General features: G+C 62.5%; 22 protein-coding genes and 1 tRNA gene. 7 read left to right on the top strand and 16 right to left on the bottom strand.

What is annotated here, in order from left to right:
• The 7 genes from M1D88_RS04375 to iolC all read right to left on the bottom strand — a co-directional run bounded on the left by M1D88_RS04375 (nucleotide 1) and on the right by iolC (nucleotide 8,441).
• Complete coding sequence (locus M1D88_RS04375; RefSeq protein WP_458113358.1) at nucleotides 1-876, bottom strand: sugar phosphate isomerase/epimerase family protein; 876 nt, start codon at nucleotides 874-876, stop codon at nucleotides 1-3.
• Nucleotides 877-896: 20 nt separating this feature from the next.
• A complete protein-coding gene (locus M1D88_RS04370) occupies nucleotides 897-1,910 on the bottom strand; it encodes a Gfo/Idh/MocA family protein (protein WP_458113357.1) in 1,014 nt (337 codons plus the stop codon).
• 26 nt (nucleotides 1,911-1,936) lie between these two features.
• Entirely contained in the window at nucleotides 1,937-2,848 is a 912-nt protein-coding gene (locus tag M1D88_RS04365; RefSeq protein ID WP_458113356.1) for a sugar phosphate isomerase/epimerase family protein, read from the bottom strand.
• 105 nt (nucleotides 2,849-2,953) lie between these two features.
• Nucleotides 2,954-4,471 carry a CoA-acylating methylmalonate-semialdehyde dehydrogenase gene (locus tag M1D88_RS04360; protein WP_458113355.1) on the bottom strand — a complete coding sequence of 506 codons (1,518 nt, stop codon included), beginning with the start codon at nucleotides 4,469-4,471 and terminating at the stop codon, nucleotides 2,954-2,956.
• Between the two features lie 39 nt (nucleotides 4,472-4,510).
• Complete coding sequence (iolD, locus tag M1D88_RS04355; protein ID WP_458113354.1) at nucleotides 4,511-6,460, bottom strand: 3D-(3,5/4)-trihydroxycyclohexane-1,2-dione acylhydrolase (decyclizing); 1,950 nt, start codon at nucleotides 6,458-6,460, stop codon at nucleotides 4,511-4,513.
• A gap of 5 nt (nucleotides 6,461-6,465) precedes the next feature.
• Complete coding sequence (locus M1D88_RS04350) at nucleotides 6,466-7,431, bottom strand: Cgl0159 family (beta/alpha)8-fold protein (protein ID WP_458113353.1); 966 nt, start codon at nucleotides 7,429-7,431, stop codon at nucleotides 6,466-6,468.
• Complete coding sequence (gene iolC, locus M1D88_RS04345; RefSeq protein WP_458113352.1) at nucleotides 7,428-8,441, bottom strand: 5-dehydro-2-deoxygluconokinase; 1,014 nt, start codon at nucleotides 8,439-8,441, stop codon at nucleotides 7,428-7,430. Before iolC ends, M1D88_RS04350 begins: the two co-directional genes overlap by 4 nt.
• 287 nt (nucleotides 8,442-8,728) lie before the next feature.
• On the opposite strand from iolC, the gene M1D88_RS04340 reads away from it, so the two are divergent.
• Genes M1D88_RS04340 through M1D88_RS04330 form a run of 3 tightly spaced genes read left to right on the top strand, consistent with a single transcriptional unit; the run spans nucleotide 8,729 to nucleotide 10,072 of the window.
• A complete protein-coding gene (locus tag M1D88_RS04340; RefSeq protein ID WP_458113351.1) occupies nucleotides 8,729-9,082 on the top strand; it encodes an ArsR/SmtB family transcription factor in 354 nt (117 codons plus the stop codon).
• Between the two features lie 2 nt (nucleotides 9,083-9,084).
• Nucleotides 9,085-9,582 carry an SRPBCC family protein gene (locus M1D88_RS04335; RefSeq protein ID WP_458113350.1) on the top strand — a complete coding sequence of 166 codons (498 nt, stop codon included), beginning with the start codon at nucleotides 9,085-9,087 and terminating at the stop codon, nucleotides 9,580-9,582.
• Between the two features lie 4 nt (nucleotides 9,583-9,586).
• Entirely contained in the window at nucleotides 9,587-10,072 is a 486-nt protein-coding gene (locus M1D88_RS04330) for an SRPBCC family protein (RefSeq protein WP_458113349.1), read from the top strand.
• A gap of 123 nt (nucleotides 10,073-10,195) precedes the next feature.
• On the opposite strand, the gene sucD is transcribed toward M1D88_RS04330, so the two are convergent.
• The 6 genes from sucD to M1D88_RS04300 all read right to left on the bottom strand — a co-directional run bounded on the left by sucD (nucleotide 10,196) and on the right by M1D88_RS04300 (nucleotide 18,055).
• Complete coding sequence (gene sucD, locus M1D88_RS04325) at nucleotides 10,196-11,098, bottom strand: succinate--CoA ligase subunit alpha (protein WP_247048407.1); 903 nt, start codon at nucleotides 11,096-11,098, stop codon at nucleotides 10,196-10,198.
• 9 nt (nucleotides 11,099-11,107) lie between these two features.
• A complete protein-coding gene (gene sucC / locus M1D88_RS04320; protein WP_458113348.1) occupies nucleotides 11,108-12,277 on the bottom strand; it encodes an ADP-forming succinate--CoA ligase subunit beta in 1,170 nt (389 codons plus the stop codon).
• A 224-nt stretch (nucleotides 12,278-12,501) separates the two neighbouring features.
• A complete protein-coding gene (locus M1D88_RS04315) occupies nucleotides 12,502-13,209 on the bottom strand; it encodes a hypothetical protein (protein WP_458113347.1) in 708 nt (235 codons plus the stop codon).
• Between the two features lie 40 nt (nucleotides 13,210-13,249).
• Nucleotides 13,250-14,554, bottom strand: a complete 1,305-nt coding sequence (locus M1D88_RS04310) for a glycosyltransferase (protein ID WP_458113346.1) — start codon at nucleotides 14,552-14,554, stop codon at nucleotides 13,250-13,252.
• A 74-nt stretch (nucleotides 14,555-14,628) separates the two neighbouring features.
• Entirely contained in the window at nucleotides 14,629-17,148 is a 2,520-nt protein-coding gene (gene pcrA / locus M1D88_RS04305) for a DNA helicase PcrA (protein ID WP_458114424.1), read from the bottom strand.
• 118 nt (nucleotides 17,149-17,266) lie between these two features.
• Nucleotides 17,267-18,055 (bottom strand): inositol monophosphatase family protein, encoded by a 789-nt coding sequence (locus tag M1D88_RS04300; RefSeq protein WP_458114423.1) that lies wholly within the window; start codon nucleotides 18,053-18,055, stop codon nucleotides 17,267-17,269.
• A gap of 96 nt (nucleotides 18,056-18,151) precedes the next feature.
• On the opposite strand from M1D88_RS04300, the gene M1D88_RS04295 reads away from it, so the two are divergent.
• A complete protein-coding gene (locus M1D88_RS04295; RefSeq protein ID WP_458113345.1) occupies nucleotides 18,152-18,778 on the top strand; it encodes a hypothetical protein in 627 nt (208 codons plus the stop codon).
• 12 nt (nucleotides 18,779-18,790) lie between these two features.
• Here M1D88_RS04295 and M1D88_RS04290 read toward each other — a convergent pair whose 3' ends face one another.
• Nucleotides 18,791-19,549, bottom strand: a complete 759-nt coding sequence (locus tag M1D88_RS04290) for a hypothetical protein (protein ID WP_458113344.1) — start codon at nucleotides 19,547-19,549, stop codon at nucleotides 18,791-18,793.
• An 86-nt stretch (nucleotides 19,550-19,635) separates the two neighbouring features.
• Here M1D88_RS04290 and M1D88_RS04285 point away from each other — a divergent pair.
• The 3 genes from M1D88_RS04285 to M1D88_RS04275 all read left to right on the top strand — a co-directional run bounded on the left by M1D88_RS04285 (nucleotide 19,636) and on the right by M1D88_RS04275 (nucleotide 20,602).
• Nucleotides 19,636-19,708: transfer RNA gene (locus tag M1D88_RS04285), tRNA-Arg, on the top strand.
• A 1-nt stretch (nucleotide 19,709) separates the two neighbouring features.
• Complete coding sequence (locus M1D88_RS04280) at nucleotides 19,710-20,204, top strand: DUF6314 family protein (protein ID WP_458113343.1); 495 nt, start codon at nucleotides 19,710-19,712, stop codon at nucleotides 20,202-20,204.
• Complete coding sequence (locus tag M1D88_RS04275; protein WP_458113342.1) at nucleotides 20,201-20,602, top strand: NUDIX hydrolase; 402 nt, start codon at nucleotides 20,201-20,203, stop codon at nucleotides 20,600-20,602. Before M1D88_RS04280 ends, M1D88_RS04275 begins: the two co-directional genes overlap by 4 nt.
• On the opposite strand, the gene M1D88_RS04270 is transcribed toward M1D88_RS04275, so the two are convergent.
• Nucleotides 20,599-22,512 carry an ABC transporter ATP-binding protein gene (locus M1D88_RS04270; RefSeq protein ID WP_458113341.1) on the bottom strand — a complete coding sequence of 638 codons (1,914 nt, stop codon included), beginning with the start codon at nucleotides 22,510-22,512 and terminating at the stop codon, nucleotides 20,599-20,601. The two genes, M1D88_RS04275 and M1D88_RS04270, sit on opposite strands and share 4 nt — an antisense overlap.
• Nucleotides 22,509-24,209 (bottom strand): ABC-F family ATP-binding cassette domain-containing protein, encoded by a 1,701-nt coding sequence (locus tag M1D88_RS04265; RefSeq protein ID WP_458113340.1) that lies wholly within the window; start codon nucleotides 24,207-24,209, stop codon nucleotides 22,509-22,511. Before M1D88_RS04265 ends, M1D88_RS04270 begins: the two co-directional genes overlap by 4 nt.
• Between the last annotated feature and the right edge of the window lie 9 nt (nucleotides 24,210-24,218).

Below are 24,218 nucleotides of genomic sequence, written 5' to 3'. Positions count from 1 at the left end.
CTATGCGCTGACTTTTTGCACGTACTGCTTCATGGTTTCCAGCTGGTAGCGGGAAACCTCCTCGGCTGCGTCGTCTTCGGCGAAGACGCTGGAGACCATCACGGTGTTGTCCCTGTCCAGGAAGCCGATCTCCTTGAGGCCGCTGAAGAATTCGTCCCAGTTGACGTCGCCGTCGCCGATTTTCAGGTGCTGGTGCACCCGGACAGGGTTTCCCGGCGGGTTCGTGATGTAGCGCAACCCATGCGAGGCGTGATGGTCCATTGTGTCCGCGACGTGGACCAGACGCAGCTTGTCCCCTGCGGCCCGCATGATCTCCAGCGGAGCGTCCTTCATATGGAAGCTGTGCGAAGCGACGTACACCATCCCCACGTTCTTGGAATTCAGCCCACGGATCACCCGGATGGCGGCGAGTCCTTCCTCCACAAAATCGTCCGGATGCGGGTCGATGAGCAGGTCGATGCCTTCGCGTTCGATGATCGGGAGGAGCTCCTCCATGGAACGATAGAAAGCACGCTCGGACTCCTCAGCCTTCTCCGGCCGTCCGCTGAACTCAGTGTTGATGGTCCCCACGCCGAGGTCCACCGTGATCTGGATGGCGCGCTTCCAGTAGCGGACTGCTGCTTCACGGGCATCTTCATCGGGTCCGGACCAGCGCAGCACCGGCAGGACCGAGGCGATCTCAATCCCGGCGTCCTTGCACGCCTTCCGCAACTGGCCTACCAGCTCGTCGTCGGCCTTGGGATGGTTGAAGAACGGGATGAAATCGGCGTGGGGTGTCAGCTGCATGTACTGATAGCCGAGGTCGGCAACCAATCCGGGGAATTCCAGCAGACTGTGGCTGTGATGGAAAGGCGTGGGATCAAGGGCGATTTTCAAAGCGGTGGCTCCTTCACGTTCTAGTTGTAGAGTGCCGGCTTTGCGTTCAGCTTGACCGCTACCTTCTCGCCGTTTTTCTGGGCTTCCACGCCGGCTTCACAGCAGGCGGCGGTGGCGTATCCGTCCCAGGCGGAGGGACCGCCGAGTTCACCACGGCGCGCCGCGTCCACCCAGGACTGGATTTCGACGTCGTACGCTGCCACGAAGCGCTCCTCGAAGCCTGGGGTCACCTGACCGCCCCAGCGTCCGGCGGTCCGCGTGTACAGGCCCCGGTCACCGCCGATATTGACTACGCCCTCCTCGAAGGTGGCTTGCGTGGCGACTTCATAGCCGAACCGGGCGTTGACGAAGATTTCCACATCGGCGAGGACGCCGGACTCGGTTTCGATCAAAACGTGCTGCGGATCGTGCTGGCCGGCCGGAGCGTTCCTGCTGGCCTTGCCCAGACGGACCTGCACACTGGTGATTTCCTCGCCCGTAAAGAAACGGACGGCGTCGAACTCGTGCACCACAGAGTCGTTGATGAGCATCTCGTTCGTGAAGCCCGGCGGGGTGTCCGGGTTCCGGTGCTGGTGGTGAAGCATCAGCAGTTCGCCGAGATCGCGGTTGCGGATCACGCTGCCCAAGGCAGCGTATTCGGCGTCGTAGCGCCGCATGAATCCGACCTGGATGCGCTTGTGTCCCAGTTCCTGCTCCGCCTGCACCACCCGCCATGCGGATGCGGCGTCCGGCGTCAACGGCTTTTCGCACAGGATGGGGAAACCCTTGGCCAGCGCTTTGAGCAGGATCTCCTCGTGCAGAAAGCCGGGGGTTGCGATCAGGACCGCGTTGACGTCGCCATTATTGAGGGCCTCCTCGGCATTTGTCAGCGCCACAGCTCCCGGGATATCCGCCACGGTGGACTGAGCGCGTGCCAGGTCAACGTCGACGACGGCGGCGACTTCAGCGCCGTTGATGCGGCTGTTGAGACGCTGGATGTGGTCCGCGCCCATGCGCCCGGCGCCGATGACGGCAACGCGAAGGGTTTCAGTCATTTGTTCGTTCCTTTGAGTGAAAGTTGCTAGTTGACTGCGGTGCGTGAGCCGCAGGAGAGCAGGTAGTTACGCGTGCGCTTGGCGATGGGCATGGGCACATCAAAGGCCACGGGATACATGTCCTGTTCAACGATGCCAAAGATCGGCCGGTTCAGTGCCTCGACAGCCTCAATGACTGCGCGGAGATCGGGCAGACCAGTGGGTGGCTCCGTCATTACGCCTGCCAGGTTGGCGGCCGCCCAGGTCATGTTCTCCTCGTTCACCTTTCTGAGGATGTCCGGGTTGATCTGCTTCAGGTGCAGATAACCGATGCGGTCCGGGTAATTCTTGATGAGTTCCAGGCTCGAAGCGCCGCAGTACTCAGCGTGGCCGGTGTCCAGGCACAGGTTGAGGTACTTGGTGTCGGTGGATGCCAGGAGGGTTTCGATATCCTCCTGCGCTCCGACGTGGGAATCGGCGTGCGAGTGGAACTGCTGCTTCAGGCCGAAGTCCTCCAGGAGCGTCTTGCCCAGCCGGTTGTGGCCTTCGAAGAGATCACTCCAGCTCTTGTCGGTCAGCTCTCCGCTTTCCACCGCTTCCCCGGTGACGTCATCGCGCCACATCGCCGGAATCACCACGATGTGCTCACCACCCATGGCCGCAGTGAGCTCGGCAACCTTGCGTGCGGGCTCCCAAGCCGTTTCCCACTGGTCCAGCCCTCGATGGAAGGCGGTGAACACGGTTCCTGCGGTGACTCTCAAGTCCCGCTGCTTAAGTTCCTCGGCGAGGCGTGCGGGGTCTGTCGGCAGGTAGCCGTACGGGCCCAGCTCAATCCACTTGTAGCCGGATTCCGCCACTTCGTCCAGGAAGCGTTCCCAGGGAGTCTGCTTGGGGTCATCTGCGAACCAGACACCCCAGGAGTCCGGGGCGGTGCCGATGATCAGCTTGTTATCAGTCATGTTCTTTCCTTTTGCATCGCTTGCTGAGTTGATGCCCTTTTGGAGGTGCAGAAGGGCATCTGCTCAGCAATCGATGGTGGTTAGTGGCGAGGGTGGCGGTGGGGGTTAGTTGGAGGGGAAGTTGTAGGAGGCGCCGGAGGCGTGGGTGGGTTCTGGCCAGCGGGAGGTGACCACCTTGCCGCGGGTGTAGAAGGAGACGCCTTCGGGGCCGTAGATGTGTTTGTCCCCGAACAGTGAGGCTTTCCACCCGCCGAAGGAGTGGTGCGCCACCGGGACGGGCAGCGGGACGTTGATGCCGATCATGCCCACGTCCACGGAGCGCTGGAACTTCCGGGCGTTCGCTCCGGAGGAGGTGAAGATCGCTGTGCCGTTCCCGTACGGGTTCGCGTTGATCAGGGCGATCCCTTCGTCCAGGCTGTTGACGCGGACAACGACGAGGACCGGCCCGAAGATCTCCTCCGTGTACGCGGTCATCCCGGCCTTGACGTGGTCGATCACTGTCGGGCCCACCCAGAACCCGTCCTCATGCCCGGGAACCACCAGGTCCCGGCCATCCACCACCATCGCAGCCCCCGCCTGTTCGGCTTCGGTGACGATCCGCACGATCCGGTCCCGGGACTCCGGCGTGATCACAGGGCCCATCTCCGCCCCGGGCACCGTCCCGTTGTCCACCTTCACGGCCAGGGCCCGCTCCTGAACCTTTTTGACCAGCAGTTCAGCGGCGTCCCCCACGGCGACCGCGACGGAGATGGCCATGCAGCGTTCCCCGGCGGAACCGAACGCGGCCGCGGCGAGATGGTCGGCGGCGTTATCCAGGTCAGCGTCGGGCAGGATGATCGCGTGGTTCTTCGCCCCGCCCAGGGCCTGCACGCGCTTCCCGTGCCTGGTGGCGGTTTCGTGGACGTACCGGGCAATGGGGGTGGACCCCACGAAGGAGATTCCGTCCACGTCCGGGTGCGTCAACAACCCGTCGACCGTTTCCTTGCCCCCGTGCAGGACCTGGAACACCCCGTCCGGCAGGCCGGCGTCCTTCCACAGCTTCGCGATCAGCATCGACGCCGACGGGTCCCGCTCCGAAGGCTTCAAAATGAACGCGTTCCCGGTCGCGATCGCCATCGGCGCCATCCACAACGGCACCATCACCGGGAAATTAAACGGCGTGATCCCCGCCACCACCCCCAACGGCTCCCGGAACGAAAACACATCAATGCCGGTGGAGACCTGGTCCGAATAATCGCCCTTGAGCAACTCAGGGATCCCGCACGCGAACTCCACCACCTCCAGGCCCCGCCCGATCTCGCCCTTCGCATCAGAAAGGACCTTCCCGTGCTCGGCAGTGATCAACGCCGCCAGCTCATCCACATGGGACGCCACCAGCTCACGGAACCTGAACAACACCCCCGTACGCTTCGCCAACGAAATATCACCCCACGAATCAGCCGCAGCCCGCGCCGCAGCAACCGCCGCGTCCAAGTCAGCACGGTTCGCCAACCGCAACTCCCCGCTGACGGCCCCGGTAGCAGGATTGTAAACGGGCTGGGTGTGGCCGCCCTTACCCGGCGTTTCAGCACCGTTGATGAAGTGGTTGATCGTGGTGGTGCTCTGGTCAGTGATAGCGGTCATGATGCTCTTCCTTGAGTTCTGGAAAGTTCGAAGGGGGATTCAGCCGAGCAGCTTGCGCTGACGGGTCTTGTGGTCGGTGTAGGTCTTGAAGGCCTGCCGCGTGGATTCCAGCTCGGAAACCTGGGAGACAGGAACATCCCACCAGGATTCAGAGGCGGGAGCGTCCAAAAGCGGATCAGATTCCACATGGATCAGGATGGGGCCGCCCTTTTCCGGCGCAGCCTTGGCGTCGCGGATGGCCTGTTCGAGTTCGGCGATGACCTTCTCCCCCGGCTCGATCCGGATCACCTTTACGCCAAGGCTTTCGGCATTCAGGGCCAGGTCCACCGGAAGTCTGTCACCGTCGTCGAAGCTGTGCTGTTCCTCATCCAGCGCCCGGTACTGGGTGCCGAACCGCTGGGAACCGAGGGATTCGGACAGGGACCCGATGGAGGCGTAACCGTGGTTCTGGATCAGGACCACAATCAGCTTGATCCGTTCAGCGACGGCGGTGACCAGTTCGGTGTGCATCATCAGGTAGGAGCCGTCCCCCACCATCACGACCACGTCCCGGACAGCTCCGCCAGAAGCGGCTTCGGCCAGCGCCGCGCGCTTCACCCCGAGGCCACCGGGAATCTCATAGCCCATGCAGGAGTAGGCGTATTCGACGTGGTACCCGAACGGGTCGCGGACACGCCACATCTTGTGCAGGTCCCCAGGGAGGGAACCTGCTGCGCAGATCACCACATCCTGCGCTTCCATGGCCCGGTTGGTGGCGCCGATGATCTCGTTTTGGGCCGGCAGCGGGGTGAAGCGTGTGTCGAAGACTTCATCCACGGTGGTGTCCCAGCGCTGCTTTTCCGTCGCAATGGTCTGCTCCAGGTCCGCACCGACGCGGTACCCGCCCAGGGCCCGGTTCAGCTTGACCAGAGCCTTGCGGGCATCAGCCACGATCGGCAGCGAGGTGCCGTGCTTGTAGGCATCGATGGGTGCCACGTTGATGTTGATGAACTTCACGTCCGGGTTCTGGAACGCCGTGCGCGAAGCGGTGGTGAAGTCCTCGTAGCGGGTGCCGATCCCGATGATGAGGTCTGCTTCCGCAGCAATTGCGTTGGCCGCCGTCGTGCCCGTGGAACCTATGGCCCCTAATGAAAGTGCGTGGTCCCAAGGCAGGACGCCGACGCCGGCCTGGGTGTTGCCTACCGGGATTCCGGTGAGTTCGGCGAACCTGGCCAGTTCATCATTGCCGTAGGCGTAGAGCACCCCGCCGCCAGCGATGATCAGCGGACGCCTCGCAGCCTTGATTGCCTCTGCAGCGCGGCGGATATCGTCGTCGTCGGCATCGGGGCGGCGGATTCGCCATTCATGCTCGGCGAGAAACTCCTCCGGGACGTCCAAGGCCTCTGCCTGGACGTCCTGCGGAAGGGAAATGGTGACAGCGCCGGTCTCGGCCGGGTCGGTAAGGACCCGCAGCCCGTGGTGGAACGCTGAAAACAGCTGCTCCGGCCGGGAGACGCGATCAAAGAATTTCGACAACGGCCGGAACGCGTCATTAACAGTGATGTCGTAGGCGTAAGGCTGCTCAAGCTGCTGCAGCACCGGGTCAGCAGCGCGCGTGGCGAACGTGTCGCTGGGCAACAGCAGCACCGGAAGCCTGTTGGCGGTGGCAAGCGCAGCGCCAGTGAGCAGGTTCGAGGAGCCCGGACCGATCGAAGTGCTGACAGCGAACGTCTGGCGTCGGCGGGTGTGCCGGGCGTAGCCCACGGCCTGGTGCACCTGGGCCTGTTCGTTGCGGCCCTGGTAATACGGCATGATGCGGGGATCCTGCTGCTGGTACTGCTTGAGGGCCTGGCCCACACCGGCGACATTGCCGTGGCCAAAAATTCCGAACGTTCCAGGGATCAGCCGGTCCCGGTAGTCAACACCCCCGATGGAATCAACGGTGTACTGCTTGGAGAGATATTCGACGACGGCCTGCGCCACTGTCATTCTGCGTGTAGCTGTTGCCATATGAGTTACTCCGTTACTTCTGCTGGTGTGCCAACGCTGGCATGGCTGAGGCGGCTGTTCCGGAGGAGGGAAGCGGCAGTGGCTACGGCGCCGGCCACGTCCCCATCCTGCGGGTACAGCAAGGTGCGCCCGACCGTAAGGCCCTGCACGTTTGGCAATGACAACGCAGCCTCCCAGCTGGCGAAGATCTCATCCTGGCTACCGTCAGGATCGCCACCCAAAAGAACCGTCGGCATAGTGGTGGCGGCCATAACCCGTTCCATGTCGGCCACCACGGGCAGCTTCATCCAGGTATAGGCGCTGGTGGATCCCAGTCCCTCGGCGATGGCCACCGACTTGATAACGGCTTCGGTAGAGAGATCGTTACGCACCCGGCCATTCTCGCGCAGGGACAGGAACGGCTCCACCATGGCGATCAGCTTTCGCTCTGCGAGTGAGTCAATGGCCTGGGCTGTTGCTTCGAGAAGCGATACCGTGTCCGGATCACTGAGGCAGATACGGGTAAGCATCTTGCCACCGTCTGCACCCAGCGCCTCAAGTGCCGCCGCGGTGTGGCCGGTGAAGCGGTCATCGAACTCGTTGACGAGACCCGCCAGGCCGCCTCTGTTCATCGAACCGAACATGAGTTTGCCGTCAAGGGCACCCAGCAGAAGCAGGTCATCCATCACGTCCGGCGAGGCGAGGATCCCGTCGACGTCCGGGTTGGCCAGGGCTATCTGAAGGCGGTCCAGGAGTTGGCGGCGGTCCGCCATGGCTATTGGATCAGCGCCAACGCTCAAGGCTCCCCGTGCGGGATGGTCGGCGGCCACAATGAAGTTCTGTTGGCCGTACTTGGGGCCCGGGTGGCGGCGCCTCGTTTTCGCGGCACGCGCTATGGCATCAGGGTCCTCAAGCCGGATGGTGCTCAGGTGCTCATAGCGGCGGGGATCGTCGTTGACCGTCCCGGTAGCGTTTCCGGCGGCGACCGTCACAGCGATGCTCCTTCTGCGGCATAGTTGCCCTCTGCGTACTCCGCAGGGACGAGGCGGCCGCGTTCCGACAGCAGGGAGGTCACCTCGGCCGGTGTGGGCATGGCATCTGCGCAGGAGAGGCGGGAAGCCACGATGGCTCCGGCCGCGTTGGCGTAGTCCAGGATCTGCGGGAGGGGCCAGCCGGCAAGGAGTCCGTGGCAGAAGGCGCCGCCAAAGGAGTCCCCCGCCCCCAGGCCGTTGACAGTAACAACAGGTACGGGTGCGGACACCACACGTTCAGTGCGTGTCTTGGCCATCACACCCTCCGGTCCGAGTTTCACAACGGCGATTTCGACGCCCGCAGCCAGCAGGCGGTCTGCCTGCTCGTCCGGCGTTCCCTCGCCCACAGCAACCGCGCATTCCTTGTCATTGCCGATGGCGACAGTGACGTGCGGCAGCACCTTTGCAATTTCTGCACGGGCGGCAGCCTCATCGGGCCAGAACATCGGACGGTAATCGAGGTCAAGGATGGTGTGCTGTCCCGCTTTCAGGTCGGTGCGGGGCCGGGCCCCGTGAGCCTGGAGGTGCGCTTCCCTGCTGGGCTCCTGGCAGAGGCCTGTCACCGTGGACCAGAAAATCCCGGCTTCCTTTATTGCGGCGAAGTCCAGCTCATCACCGTTAATCTGCAGGTCAGGCGCGGTTGGAAAGCGGTAAAAATAGAGGGGAAAGTCATCCGGGGGCTTGATGGCACAGAAGGTTACCGGCGTCGGCCATTCCGTAACCGGGAGGACAAAGGAATCATCAACGTTGAACTTGCGGAGTTCCCTGTGGAGGTAGTTTCCGAAGGCATCGTTTCCGGTCCGGGTGATCACAGCAGTGCGCCGTCCGTGGCGGGCCGCGGCAACGGCAACGTTGGAGGGAGAGCCGCCGAGGTACTTTCCGAAGGAGGTCACGTCCTCAAGGTCAACGCCAATTTCGTTCGGGTAGATGTCTACGCTGATTCGCCCGATCGTGAGCAGTTCGTGGGTCACGGTAATCGCGGACCTTTCTGGTTTCAACTCTGTACCACTAGCAGCCAGGGTTCCGGCAATTTCAGCCCCGTCCGAAGCGGAACTACACGCTCTACTTTGCCCTATGTCTCATGTCCTGTCAAAGGTTTGTACTGACATATTTACAACTTGTTTTTTCACAAATAGTGGCGAATGGAGCTTGCGGTATCCCCGCTCTTTGATTAGTCTTAAACAACCAAAAGGTTGATAAAGCTGTTGGTTGATTACGCTTCTAAAGGAGCGAATGGAAGGGAGGTGGGGAAACCGGAATGGACGGCGACGACGCACTCCTCAACTCGGCATTCCTCGCCTTGGCTGACCCAGTGCGCCGCCGCATCATCTCCCGGCTCAGCCGGGGGCCTGCCACAGTCAACGAGCTGGCCGAACCGTTTGAGATCACCAAGCAGGCCATCTCCAAACACATCCAGGTTCTCGAACAGGCGCAACTGGTCACCCGGACCCGTGATGCCCAGCGCCGCCCCGTACACCTGAATCCCGCACAGCTTGAGGCCCTTACCGCATGGATTGACCAGTACCGCCTGGTCCGGGAAGGGCAGTTCCGAAACCTCGATGCCGTGCTCCGTTCCAATGCCGCCGCGAGCGGCAACCAGGCAAAGGATTGATCATGAGTAACGCCCTGAAACTCACCGTCCCGGACGGTGCGCCCTTTATCGACTTCGAACGCGAGTTTGATTTCCCGGTGGCCGACGTCTTCCGGGCCCACAAGAGCCCTGAGCTGATCGCTCAATGGCTCGGTCCGCGGGGCACCAGCGTTGAAATCGACCACTACGATTTTCGAAGTGGAGGCAGCTACCGGTACCACCACACCGGGCCCGACGGCGTGAGCTACGCCTTCAGCGGTATCTTCCACACAGTGCGCGAGAACGAGTTCGCCATCCAGACCTTCGAGTTCGACGGGTATCCGGATGTAGTCAGCATCGAGTTCCTCACTTTTGAGGACCTGGGCGGCAACCGGTGCCGGCTGAAGGGCCACTCGGTATACCCCAGCCAGGAAGCGCGTGACGGCGTGGCCGCCTCCGGCATGGAAGGCGGCATGTCCGAGGGTTACGAGCGCCTCGATGAACTCCTCGGCAGCGCCGTTCACGGCGATCAGGGCAGGTGAGCATGTGAGCAATTCACTGAAGCTCGTCGCCCCGGAAAACGAGCCCTTCGTGGACACCGAGCGTGAGTTTGAGTTCCCGGCGTCAGCCGTCTTCCGTGCACATTCCGATCCAGAGCTGTTCCGGCAGTGGATCGGGCCGCGCGGCTTGAATACCAGGATTGACGTCTTCGACTGCCGGTCCGGAGGAGCCTACCGCTTCGTCCAAAGCGGTGATGACGGCGTCGAGTACGCCTTCCGGGGTGTCTTCCACACTGTCCGCGAGAATGAGTTCGTGCTGCAGACCTTCGAATATGAGGGATACCCCGATGTGGTCACGCTGGAGTTCGCGAGCTTCGAGGATTTGCCGGGCGGTCGTTCCAAACTCACCGGCCGCTCCGTGTACCCCAGCGTGGAAGCCCGCGAAATGTACCTCTCAGACGGAATGGAAGCGGGCATCGCCGCAGGCTATGAACAGCTGGAAGAGCTGTTGGGCCCAGGAAACACGAATTAAAGTACGACGGCGTCCGTCACCTTCCCATGGAAGGCGACGGACGCCGTCGAGTCCCCAGGCGCTACCAGTGCTCGCAAGCTCGCAGCGGGTCCCTTGCGCCTGTGGGCCCTTGGTTTGCAGTGCCTAGAGGGCTGCGTAGACCTCGCGCAGCAGCTTGGCGGTCTCGGACGGCGTCTTGCCGACCTTCACGCCGGCCGCCTCGAGGGCTTCCTTCTTGGCCTGGGCGGTTCCAGCAGAGCCGGAGACGATGGCACCTGCATGGCCCATGGTCTTGCCTTCGGGAGCGGTGAAGCCAGCGACATAGCCGACTACCGGCTTGGTGACGTTGGCCTTGATGAAGTCCGCGGCGCGCTCTTCAGCGTCGCCACCGATTTCGCCGATCATGACGATCGCCTTGGTTTCCGGATCAGCTTCGAAAGCCGCCAGAGCATCGATGTGGGTGGTCCCGATAACCGGGTCTCCGCCAATGCCGATGGCAGTGGAGAAGCCGAGGTCGCGGAGCTCGTACATCATCTGGTAGGTCAGGGTGCCGGACTTGGACACCAAGCCGATGGGGCCCTTACCCGTGATATTGGCCGGGGTGATGCCCACGAGGGCCTCACCCGGAGTGATGATGCCGGGGCAGTTGGGGCCGATGATGCGCGTGACCTGGTTGCCTTCGGCGTCAACCTTGGACTGTGCCAGTGCCCAGAACTCGGCGGAGTCCTGCACAGGAACGCCTTCAGTAATGACGACGACCAGGCCAATGCCTGCCTCGATGGCTTCGACGACGGCGTTCTTGGTGAATGCCGGCGGGACGAAGACGATGGAAACGTCAGCGCCGGTCTCGGCCATGGCTTCCTTGACGGTGCCGAACACGGTGATTTCGTTCTCGCCGTGCAGCACGGTGGTACCGGCCTTACGGGCGTTGACGCCACCCACGATGTTGGTGCCCGCCTTGAGCATCAGGGCGGTGTGCTTGGTACCTTCGCCACCGGTGATGCCCTGGACGATGACCTTAGAGTCCTTGTTCAGATAAATAGACATGTCAGTCCCTTACTTAGCTGCGTAGGCGAGCTCGGCGGCCTTGTCGGCGCCCTCGTCCATGGTGGCGGCCAGCGTAACCAGCGGGTGGTTGGCCTCGGCCAGGATGCGGCGGCCTTCCTCGACGTTGTTGCCGTCAAGACGGACCACCAGCGGCTTGTTGGCTGAGTGTCCCAGTTCGGCGAGTGCGCCAACGATGCCCTTGGCAACTGCGTCACAAGCTGTGATACCACCGAAGACGTTCACGAACACGGACTTGACCTGCTCGTCGCCCAGGATGACGTCAAGGCCTGCAGCCATGACCTCAGCGGAAGCTCCGCCGCCGATGTCCAGGAAGTTGGCGGGCTTGACGTTGCCGTGGTTTTCACCGGCGTAAGCTACGACGTCCAGAGTGGACATCACCAGGCCTGCACCGTTGCCGATGATGCCAACTTCGCCGTCCAGCTTGACGTAGTTCAGGTCCTGCTCTTTGGCCTTGGCCTCAAGAGGATCGGTGTCTTCCTTGTCCTCAAGGAGGGCGTGCTTTGCGTGGCGGAACCCGGCGTTTTCGTCCAGGGACACCTTGCCGTCCAGGGCAACGATCTCGCCCGCTCCGGTCTTGACCAGCGGGTTGACCTCCACCAGGGTGGCGTCTTCCTTCTTGAAGACATCCCAGAGCTTCAGGATGACGGCGGCGACTTTGCCGCGCAATTCCTCAGCGAAGCCTGCTGCAGCAACGATTTCGTCAGCCTTGGCCTGGTCGATTCCGACGGAGGGATCGATCGAGATCTTGGCGAGGGCCTCGGGACGTTCGACGGCGAGCTGCTCAATTTCCATGCCGCCTTCAACCGAGCACATGGCCAGGTAGTTGCGGTTGGCCCGGTCCAGCAGGACGGAGAAGTAGTACTCCTCGGCTATGTCAGCACCCTGGGCGATCATCACCTTGTTGACGGTGTGGCCCTTGATGTCCATGCCCAGGATGTTGGTGGAGTGCTCAAACGCCTCATCGGCGGACTTGGCAACCTTGACGCCGCCGGCCTTACCGCGGCCACCGGCCTTAACCTGTGCTTTAACAACAGTTACGCCACCGATTTTCTCGGCAGCTGCCTTTGCTTCTTCAGGGGTGTGCGCCACGATGCCAGCAAGCACGGGTACACCGTGCGCCTCGAACATATCGCGCGCCTGATATTCAAACAGGTCCACGGTTTAGTGTCCTTCTACGTCGAAGTAGTTTCTGTACAGCCGGACCCCACGTACTCGCGGTTACCGGGCTGCGGATTGAAAGCACCCTGGGACAAGCTTGGAAACGAGCCACACGGCGCAGTGCTCCTTCCGGAACTCTAGTCCTTCGCGGGGACCAGCCCGTTCCAGAGTACCGGTTAAGTGAGTAAGGACACTATTCTATGGAACGTAGAAAAAGTGCGGGATTACGGCGTTTTTCCGGCTTCCGAGGGGCTTGGTGAAGCTGTTTTACCGCTGTCAAAAATAAGTTCGTAACGGTCCCGCGAAACGAAGAAAGCGACCCCTGCGGAGACGTTACCGCAGGCAACACCGCCGTTGTAGGCAGAGCAGCGCAAACCGTTGCGCTCAATATTCTGGCCGTCAGCCAGAACAGGAAGCTGTGAGATCGGGCCGCTTCCTGTGCCCTTGGGGCCGGCTTCGGATTCCAGCTGGGTCACGCCGGAGCGGCACTCGCCGTACCCTGCCTTCTCCGGTGTGAGCAATGCAACCCCGCCCAGGTATCCCACTCCCGTACCGGCGCAGTCATCCTTCACGTCAGCTGGCTCAGGTTTGGGATAAACAGCCAGTTCGCAATGGGCTACGGGCACGGTGGGGAACTTGTTGTTGGCGCTGTCACCGTAGCCGTTCTGCTCATAGGGCAGATTGATGTGTTCCCCCTTCGCAGAGGTCAGGGAGCACGCGGCGTTCCCGTCAGCAGTGATGAAACTGACGGCGTCCCCGCCCGAGGAAAAGGGTGCAGGGTCTGCCAGCGGAGCCTGTTTCAGTTGTTCAAGGGCAGTCAGTGGCGGCGGGGGGACGTAGTTCGGATCCTTCTCCTGAAAGCTGCAGCCGGTGGCAGCCAAGAGCAGGAAGGCGGCCAGTATCCCCAAAAACGTCCGTCGCATGGCACCCATTATGCCCGTGAGCAGACTGTGCCTGTTGATGGAGAGAGGACTAGGGGTGCGGTGAACTGGCCTTGCCGGCTGAGCGGACAACTTCTTCGATGACCTCTACAGCCCCACCAGCCCCGTCCTCTGCCTCGAACTGCTCCTGAATGGCGCGGGCACGGGACTTCCACCCCGAGTCGGTGAGTATGGCATCTACCGCTTTTGCTATCGCCGACGGAGTGGGAGACTCAGTCTTCAGGTTGATACCCGCCCCCGCGTACTCCAACCTCGCGTTGACGTCGCTCTTGCCCTCGTTGATCCCGGCAGCCACCACCGGCACACCATGGGACAGACTCAGCAGCACTCCCCCAAAGCCCCCATTGGTGATAAAGACGTCAGCTAACGGAAAGATCTGGTCGAAATCAACGAAGTCTTCCACCACCACATTGCTCAGCGGATAGCGTTGCCTGAGCTCCGCTGTTCCCACGCCTCCGGTGGCCACAACAATCACGACGTCCCGGTCCTTCAGCGCCTCTATCGCAGGAATCATCAGCTTATTGGGGTCCTTGTTGTCCACGGTTCCCTGCGTTGCCACGGCGGTATGGGCGTAGCGCCCAGCGGGGATGGTTGCTTCGGAACCATCCCCCGCCACCCCGTAGGGCAGAAGCGCACCGACGTACCGGACTTTGGGATTGACGTTTCTGCGGGGGAAATCAAGGGAAGCAGTTCCGGTTTGAATCACGGCATCAGACCATCGGTATGTCTCGTCGGCTAAAAGTCCTTTACGGCTTGAGAGCCCGTAGTGTTTCAGCTGCCGGACATAACTTATCCACGCGGGCCGGAGGACGATTTGGGTTGACGCGAGTCTTGCGGCGGCCTGAAGCATTTTCTGGGGAAGTGTTTTTGCGGGTGAGAAGCCGAAAAACAGAGGAGGGACGAGTGGGTCGCTTTCCATGTTTCCCACCGCGACGAAGCTGACGACAGGCTTGCCCAGCAAGGTGCCGACGAGCCGCTGGATGAACATGGAACCGTCCATGACGACGGTATCGAATGGAAATTCCTTCTGGACGTCCCGGATATCCTCAAAGAATCTCGAAGCGTTGCTGGCAAAGATCCGCTCTGCGTCGAAGCGGATGGCTGCCGGTCCTTTGAGCTTGGCCCGCTGCGGATAAAGCTCATTAAGGTTGTCAGCCGTGTGCTCAATGGCCCGGTCAAAAGGGAAGTGCCGGACGCCGAGGTCAGCCAGCTTCCCCGCGAACACTTTGCCAGTGTAAAAGCCGACGTCGTGCCCGCCGTCTTTCAGGCGTTTGGCGATTCCCGTCATGGGATTGAAGTGCCCCGCGATTGCCTGGCTGGCCAGCAGAATCTTCACACCATTGCCCCCTAGCGTTCCTCAGCTGACTGTATGCCTGTTGGCACTCCCCCACAATGCCCTTGGAAAGACGGTCAGGCGTCCAGCTTGGTCAGGGGCGCGTACCGCAGCAGGAGCCGCTTCTCACCCACGTCGAACTTCACCTTCGCTACGGTCTTGTCCCCGGCGCCTTCCACGGCGAGCACCGTTCCGTTGCCGAAACTCGTGTGATTGACTTTGTCCCCGACGCTGACGGCAACAACTTCCTTTTGGGGTTGCACCCTGTTCTTGGCGACGGCGGCCGGAACGTCGGCGTTGAAGCCGGCAGTTGGGCTGGCTGCCGCACCCCGCGATGTCCCCGCTCCCCAGAATGATCCACCGTAGCGGCTGGAACCGATGGGGGCACCGCTCCCCCAGCCTCCGGACTGGCGGATGGAACCTTCCCGTCGCCATTCCACGAGTTCGGCCGGGATTTCCTCGATGAACTGGCTGGCCGGGTTGTACTGGCTCTGGCCCCACATGCTGCGGACCTCCGAACGGGTCACGTACAGGCGCTTCCGGGCCCGGGTCAGGCCTACGTACGCCAGCCTGCGCTCCTCGGCAAGTTCCTTGGGATCAGTGGCGGAGCGCTGGTGCGGGAACAGCCCGTGTTCCATACCGGTGAGGAAAACCACCGGGAACTCCAATCCCTTTGCGGTGTGAAGGGTCATCAATGTAACCACCCCAAGCCGCTTTGCTTCGGCCACGGCGGCGTCGATGTCGGCTCCCGGAGCGTCGGGAATCTGGTCAGCGTCGGCAACCAGCGAAACCTGCTCCAGAAATGCCTCGAGGGAACCTTCGGGGTTGTCACGTTCATATTCCCGTACGACGGCGACCAGTTCCGCGAGGTTCTCCACGCGGGACTCGTCCTGCGGGTCAGTGCTGGAACGCAGTCCGGCCAGGTAACCGGTCTGCTCGAGGACAGCTTCCAGGGCTGCGGCGGCGCCGGAACCTGCTGCAACTACTGAGAGGTCATCGAGCAGTTTCACGAACCCAAGCACTGCGTTAACGGACCGTGTGGCCATGCCCGGGGCTTCCTCGGCGCGCCTGGCCGCAGCCATGAAGGACATCCGTTCGCGCGTGGCCAGCGCTGCCACTGCACCCTCGGCGCGGTCGCCGATACCGCGCTTGGGTTCGTTGAGCACACGGCGAAGGTTGACGTCGTCGTCCGGGTTAACCAGGACCCGCAGGTAAGCGAGCGCGTCCTTGATTTCCTTGCGTTCGTAGAACCGGGTGCCGCCGACCACCTTGTAGGGCAGCCCGACCCGGACCAGAACATCTTCTATGGAGCGGGACTGCGCGTTGGTGCGGTAGAAAATGGCGACGTCGCCGGGACGGAGGTTGTCCTCGTCCTGCAGACGGTCGATTTCCTTGGCGATGAACTGGGCTTCGTCGTGTTCGTTCTCACCCACGTAGCCGATGATCTTCTCGCCGTCGCCCTCTGCCGTCCAAAGCCTCTTCTCAGGCCTGTTGGGATTGCGGGAAATGACCGAGTTCGCGGCATTGAGGATGTTCTGGGTGGAGCGGTAGTTCTGTTCCAGCTTGATGGTGCGGGCATCCGGGTAATCGTTCTCAAACTCGACGATGTTGCGGATATCCGCGCCGCGGAAGGCATAAATGGACTGGTCGGAATCACCCACCACGGTGAGCTCGGCTGCCCCTTCTCCCTCTCCCACGATTTCCCTCACCAAGGCATACTGGGCGTGGTTCGTGTCCTGGTATTCGTCCACCAGGACATGCCGGAATCGCCGCCGGTATGACTCGGCTAACGCCGGGAAGGCGCGGAACATGTAAACGGTCTCGGCAATGAGGTCGTCGAAGTCCATGGCGTTCGCCTGGCGCAGACGTTGCGTATAGCCCTTGAATACCTCCGCAACGGCCTGTTCGAAGGGGTCGTTGTAGTTGGCGCTGGACGCGTAGGAGTCAGCGTCGATGAGCTCATTCTTGAGGGCGGAGATCTTGTGCTGGATGGCCTTGGGAGCGAAGCGCTTGGGATCCAGGTCCAGCCCTTTGGACACCAGGGTGATGAGCCGGAGCGAGTCGGCGGAGTCGTAGATGGAGAAGTTGGATTTCAGGCCGACGTTGGGTGCTTCACGGCGCAAAATCCGCACACAGGAGGAGTGGAAGGTGGAAATCCACATGGTCTTGGCCCTGCCGCCCACCAACGCCTCAATGCGTTCACGCATTTCCGCGGCCGCCTTGTTGGTGAAGGTAATGGCCAGGATCTCCCCGTGATGGGCACGGCGGGTGGCGATAAGGTAGGCGATCCGGTTGCTGAGAACGCGTGTCTTGCCGGAGCCCGCGCCCGCAACGATCAAAAGGGCACTGCCCGAGTGCTTAACAGCCTCTTCCTGCTGCGGGTTGAGCCCGTGGAGAAGTTCGGCGGCGTCAGGGTTCCTGGGCCTGCCCTCCCGTGAGGTTTTCTCCGTTGAAAGGTGGCTTCCGCTGTCCGTTTCAGGTTCATTGCCGCCGCCATTTTCAGGCGCCGAGCCACCGCTGCCGGCGCGCACTTTAGTCAGTGCAGCCGGATGGGAGGCAGCTTTGAAAGGACCGTCCGCGTACGGGTCAAACAACATATCCATGATGGGTACAAGTCTAGGCGGTGGGGCCGACAGCAAGTTCGCACAGGCAATCCAGGCCCGAATCACTCCAGTTCAGGCTCCGGTTCCCGGCTCTGATCTCAGACCGGGGTTCTTATCCGACCGAACCGGACAACAACGCCTCACGGAGCTCGCGGACAGCCGTCTGCCCTCCGGCCATAAACCAGTCCAGCCCGTTGACCCGAACCGTATCCGCGGAGCCGCCAGCGGCCCGGACGATCGCTTTCCCCGGGAGCCAGTCCCACTCGGGGCAGCTGTGCTGGAACCAGCACCCCAGTTGCCCGTCAGCCACGCGGCCCAGGTCGCAGGAGCCGGAGCCGAGCATTCGAAGGGCGGCAGCGGACGTGGCAGCAGCGTGCCACGGCATCGCGCACATGGGGTCCGCCAGCCAGCCGGGGTGGATGTACGTGGCTGCGCCAAGTTCCGCCAAGGGAGTGCCGGAGCGCCCTGCGCCGTTGGAATGAAAGGTGGAAAGGCGTTCACCGTTCAACGTTGCGGTCCGGGCAAGCCCGCCAAGCCACAGTTTGTCCTCCTCCGGCTGGAAGATCGCGCCCAGCACCACCCCGGACGCGTCTTTCAAAGCGATAGCGGAGCACCAATACGTCGAACCGTGGAGGAAGTTGTAAGTGCCGTCCACGGGGTCGATCACCCAGGTCCGTCCGCTGCTCCCGGCGATTGAAGTACCCTCCTCCCCCAGGATTCCGTCCTCGGGGCGGCAGCGCTGCAGCTGCTCCAGCACGTAGGCTTCAGCTGCGTGGTCTGCTGCCGTGACGACGTCGGAAATCGACGTTTTACGCTGGCCTTCCAGCCCTCCCTGGCGCATCATCAGGGCGAGGGTTCCGGCTTCCCTGACCAGTGCTTCTGCCAGCTGGTAGTCGTCCATGGACGCGGAAAGTTCCGCGGCGCTGTGCTTGCCAAGTTTGTGTCTTCCAAGTTCGGTCACGCGTCCCAGCCTATCGGCACGGGCAATAATGGAGCCATGGCCAAAACACCCGCACAGCGGATCAAAAAGCATGGAACCAAGGCTGAGATCCCTCAGCACCATCTTCCTGCTGTGATCAACCCAAGCACGGCGCGTAGCCCCCAGAAGGCGCAGAACAACAGCAATCTGATCCTTATTGCCGGTTTGGTAGCCAGCCTCTTCCTCTTTTGGTATCTGCACCTGCTTACCCTCGATCAGCTGACCCAGCTTTCGGGCGGGCTGGCTATGCCGGATTCCCTGTTCGGCGGCTTTGATGCCTCGTACGTCGAGCAGTTGCGCCAAGCCATGGATGCGGATGCCGTGGGACAGCTCAACTACCTGCACAAGACGGCTGGAATCCTGTTTCCCCTCATTTTCGGCTTTACCTGGCTCCTGCTGATCGGCACGAACGTTGCCCGAAAGCCGCTCCGCTGGGCTCTCTGGGCCATCCCCCTTCTCTTCGTCGCTGTCCGTTTGTGGGGCAATGCGGCCATCGATTCCATGATGGCGATGTCAACGCCCGACGCCGGTGCTGTTGCGCTTGCCTCCACGCTCACCGTTGCCGGCTGGGTGCTCTTTTTGCTGAGCCTGCTGGGCGGCGCGGTTGCGTCTTTCCTGGGACGGAAGCCCCGGAAACACCGATAGAAGGGTCCCCGCTTACTGAGCCTGGATCCGCGCTGCTTTCCGGATCTTGCGCTCTTTGTGGACCCGCTGGGCGATCACCAAGCCCGCCGCTGCAATGCCAGTGGTCACCGGATAGCCCATCAGCCGCTCCAGGGTACCTGGCTCCGGGACGTCCATCCGGGTGATGCCACCCACCACGAGGGCAGACAGGGACACCACTCCGCAGCCGAGGATGAACCATGCCAGCGGTGTCTTGTTGACCCAGATGGCACCAAGGGTAGCCAGTCCCAAGGCACCCGCGATGAAAAACATCAGCGCCCCGGCAAAATGCAGCGGAGATCCAACGTCCTCCGGAACCAGCCCCACCAGCATTGTTCCGGCCCCCGCTGTCGCCATGAAGAGCCGGACCACTATGGCTGCATGCCAGGGTTTCTCGCCCGGCAGTGCTCGCACGCCCGGCCTGGCTGCAACGCACAGCAATCCTGAACTGAGCAGCAGCGCGCCCAGCAGAATGCCAAGCCCTTGGACAAAGAATGAAGCGTTCATGAGGAGGTGCAGCGGAGAGCACACAGCCCGACCATCGAAGATTCCGCAGGTCACCGCGCCCAGATCGCTGATAAAACCCGTTCGGCGGTCATACGGCTGCGGGCCTGCCCAGGCACCGATGACGGCCGATTCAGCCGCAAAATACTGAAGAACACTGAGAACGGACCAGGCTCCGATGTACGTCCGCGTCGAGGCTGTATCAGGAATATAGACAAGGGCGGTGGCTGGCAACGGGGCAGAACTCATGCCAAGAGCGTAGTACGCGCCAGCACCTTGTATGCTTGTAACCGTGCCCGAACAGGATGGCCTCGTGCCGGCCGGTTCGGACGCCCGCCCTCGTAGCTCAGTGGATAGAGCACGGCTCTCCTAAAGCCGGTGTCGTTGGTTCGATTCCAATCGAGGGCACTTGAATTCGCACACGCCGGACGCCGCTTCCGCTGTAGACCTGCGCGCGTATCTTGTTGGCTCTTGGTCGGTGGACCGTACCCTGTGGGATCGGTCCGCGGACACCCGCGGTACGTTCACCGGCGTCGCCATTTTTAGTGAAACGGACGACGGCGCCCTCCGCTTTCGCGAAGAAGGAACGGTGCACTGGGCAGCTCCTGGCGGCGAACCCTTCACCGGCCCTGCGCAACGTGAGTATGTTCTGCACACCTCTGACAGGCCCGACACCCTTGACGTTTTCTTTCCGGACGGACGCCCCTTCCACCGGATGAGTTTCCTCCCCGCTGATGACTCCGAACTCCATTGGTGCGATCCCGATACCTATCGAGTGAAATACTCGCTGGTCAGCCGGGACGAATACCGCTACAGCTGGGACGTCAGCGGTCCCGCGAAGAACCTCTTGCTGGAATCGGTGCTGCGCCGCGCCGTCGTGCCAGGCGCCGGAGGCGGGCGATGACACCGCGCATCGTGGTTTCCGCCGTCTGTGTCTTCGACGACGCCGGGCGCCTGCTCACGGTCCGCAAGCGGGGCACCGACAAGTTCATGCATCCCGGCGGCAAGCCTGAACAGGGCGAAACTGCGGCGCAGGCTGCTTCCCGTGAGCTCCTCGAGGAGGTAGGGATCGCCGTCCCGCCGGAGCATCTTCGGCTCATGGGGGTCTGGATCGCAGCGGCTGCGAATGAGGCCGCCACGGACATCGAGGCTACTGTGTACACCGCTCCCGGCGTCTGGTCGGCCCACCCCTCAGCAGAAATTGCTGAGATCCGCTGGCTGGATCTCACCGCCGAGCTTCCGCGGGATCTGGCTCCGCTGCTCACAGACCACATCCTGCCGGCCCTGTCCGGGACAACCTAGAGCTCGGGAACGGCCTCTTCGGCAACGGCGTGGGCCTCTGCGAACTGCGTGTGATAGAGCTCGGCATAGCGGCCATCGGCTGAAAGCAACTCGGTATGCGTCCCGCGTTCCACGATTCGGCCTTCCTCCACAACAAGAATCATGTCCGCTGCACGGATGGTGGACAGGCGGTGGGCAATCACGACGGCGGTGCGCCCCTCCAGCGCAGCCCCCAACGCAGCCTGGACTGCTGCCTCGTTGGTGGAGTCCAAGGCAGCTGTAGCCTCATCCAAAATCACCACCCGCGGCTGTGCAATGAGCAGGCGGGCAATGGTCAGACGCTGCCGTTCGCCGCCGGAGAGCCGGTATCCGCGCTCCCCCACAACCGTGTCCAGTCCGTCCGGGAGGGACCTGATCATGTACTCCAGCCGCGCCCGGCGCAGCACGTCCCACATGTCGTCTTCTGTGGCCTCGGGCCGGGCAAGGCGTAGGTTGGAGGCGATGCTTTCGTGGAAAAGGTGCCCGTCCTGGGTCACCATTCCCAATGTCGCCCGCATCGAGTCGAAAGTGACGTCGCGGACGTCTACTCCGGTGCCGGGCAGGGTGCCACCGAGGCGCACGGCGCCGGAATCGACGTCGTACAGCCTGGCGAGCAGCTGGGCGATGGTGGACTTACCTGCTCCCGAAGATCCTACGAGTGCTACTGTCTGGCCAGGCTCCACCCGGAAGTTGATGCCGTGCAGCACTTCCTCCCCACCCCGGGTGTCCAGGGTGGACACGTCCTCGAGGGAAGCCAGCGATACTTTGTCCGCGGATGGGTAGGCGAAGCGGACGTCGTCGAACTCCACGGCCACCGGTCCCGGTGGTACCTCGACGGCGTCGGGTTTCTGCTGGATGAGGGGCTTGAGGTCCAGTATTTCAAACACGCGTTCGAAGCTGACCAGTGCACTCATGATCTCGACGCGCGCATTGGAAAGGGCGGTCAGGGGCGCGTAAAGCCGTGTCAGCAGCAATGCCAGCACCACGACGTCGCCCGCGGCCAGCTGGCCGCCGAGCGCCAGCCAGCCACCCAGCCCGTACACCAAAGCGAGCGCCAAGGCGGAGACGAGTGTCAGTGCGGTCACGAACGTGAACTGAAGCATGGCTGTGCGGACGCCGATATCCCTGACCCGGCCGGCGCGGACCGCGAATTCCCGGGATTCTTCATCCGGGCGCCCGAAGAGCTTCACGAGGGTGGCACCGGGAGCCGAGAACCGTTCGGTCATCTGCGTGCCCATGGCCGCATTGTGCTCGGCGGCTTCGCGTCGAAGGTCCGCCAGCTTCGACCCCATCCGGCGGGCCGGGATGAGGAAGATAGGCAGCAGGACCATGGCCAGCACTGTCACCAGCCAGGATTTCTCCAGCATCACTACGAGGGTCAGCAGAAGCGCCACCACGTTGCTGACCACCCCCGAGAGGGTTCCGGCGAAGGCCGCCTGCGCCCCGATCACATCGTTGTTGAGCCGGCTCACCAGCGCCCCGGTCCGCGTCCTGGTGAAAAACGCTATGGGCATTTTCTGGACGTGGTCAAACACCCTAGTGCGAAGGTCAACGATCACGCCCTCGCCAATGGTGGAGGAGAGCCAGCGTGTCAGCAGGCCGATGCCCGCTTCCGCCACCGCGACGGCGGCAATCAGCACAGCGAGCCAGATCACTACTGAAGCCTCAACTCCAGCGATGATCGCATCCACCACCTGGCCCGCAAGGAGCGGAGTCGCCACAGCCAGGACCGCCATGACGATCGAAAGCAGCACGAAGACAAACAGCTTCCGACGGTGCGGGAGGGCAAAGCCGAAGACCCGCTTAAGCGTCTCCTTGGAGAACGATCTGGAGCCGCCTGAGGCCCGGCTGATCTTGTAGAGGGAGCTCCAGGCCACCCCGTCCATGCTCATCGGTTACGCCCGGTCCTAGCGGCGGAACGGTCTTTCGCGCTTTCAACAAAACCGCTCCCGGACGATTCCGTGACCGTTCCGGCGAGGACGTGCCATCTGACATCGAGACGGACATTTTCGAGCAGGCGCCTGTCGTGGGTGACCAGCAGAAGAGCCCCGTCGTAGCTTTCCAGGGCCTCCTCCAACTGCTCGATGGCGGGAAGATCCAAGTGGTTGGTGGGTTCGTCAAGGACCAGCAGATTGACTCCCCGCGCCTGGAGCAGGGCGAGCGCAGCCCTGGTCCGCTCGCCAGGGGACAGTGAGTCGACAGGCCTGGACGTATGATCCGCTTTCAGCCCGAACTTGGCCAACAGTGTTCGGACCTCGGCCTGCGTCATGTCAGTAAGCACAGCCTCCACTGCGGAGGAGAGCGTCAGGTTTCCGGCAAGGAGGCCACGGGCCTGGTCAATCTCACCGATGGCCACCGAGGCACCCATTGACGCTGTACCCTCAACGGGTTGCTGCGACCCCAGCAGGAGCCTCAAAAGGGTGGACTTTCCGGCGCCGTTCGGGCCGGTTATCCCGATCCGCTCCCCCGCATTGAGCTGCAGGTTCACGGGACCCAAGGTGAACTCCCCCTGCCGCACCACAGCGTCCCGCAGCGTAGCCACTACGGAGCTGGAGCGGGGAGCCTGCCCGATGCTGAACTGGAGCTGCCATTCCTTGCGGGGCTCCTCCACTTCATCCAGCCTGGCGATGCGCGATTCCATTTGGCGCACTTTCTGGGCCTGCTTTTCCGATGATTCGGTGCTGGCTGCGCGCCTGATCTTGTCATTGTCCGGGCTTTTCTTCATGGCGTTCCGGACACCCTGGGAGCTCCACTCCCGTTGCGTACGGGCGCGCGACACCAGGTCGGCTTTGGTGGACTCAAACTCCTCATAGCGCTCCCGGGCGTGCCGCCTTGCGACGGCGCGCTCCTCAAGGAATGCCTCATAGCCGCCGTCGTAGACGGAAACGGAATTCTGGGCAAGGTCCAGCTCGACGATGGTGGTGACACAACGGGCCAGGAATTCACGGTCGTGGGAGACCAGGACCACACCGCCACGAAGGCCCTGCACAAACGCCTCAAGCTTTGCCAGTCCCTGAAGGTCCAGGTCGTTGGTGGGCTCGTCAAGGAGGACGACGTCGAAACGGCTGAGCAGCAGAGCAGCCAGTGCCACCCGTGCTGCCTGGCCGCCGGAGAGACCCGTCATAAGGGCATCGGTGCCGGTTTCGAGGCCGAGATCGGCCAGGACCGGAGCGATACGCTCCTCCAGGTCCGCTGCCCCCGAAGCCATCCACCGGTCAAAGGCCAGCGAGTAGGCATCCTCGGATCCCGGCGCTCCGGATCCCAGGGCTTCGGCCGTCGACTCCATGGCGGCAGTGGCCTGCGCGCAACCCGTACGGCGTGCAATGTAGCCGCCGACGGTCTCGCCGGCGATCCGTTCATGCTCCTGAGGCAGCCAGCCCACAAAGGCATCCGACGGCGCCAGGCTGACGGTGCCGTCCTGCGGCTGATCCACACCGGCCAGAAGGCGAAGCAACGTTGATTTTCCGGCTCCGTTGGCTCCAACTACTCCTACAACATCGCCCGGTGACACTGTGAGGGAAAGGTTTGAGAAAAGAGTGCGGTGATCGTGACCGCCGGAAAGGTCTTTGGCAACAAGGGTTGCAGTCATTGGTCCATC

The organism is Arthrobacter sp. R1-13 (assembly GCF_054161475.1).
Note: the sequence above shows the minus strand (reverse complement) of the source record. Positions and strands in the feature narration are given on the sequence as shown.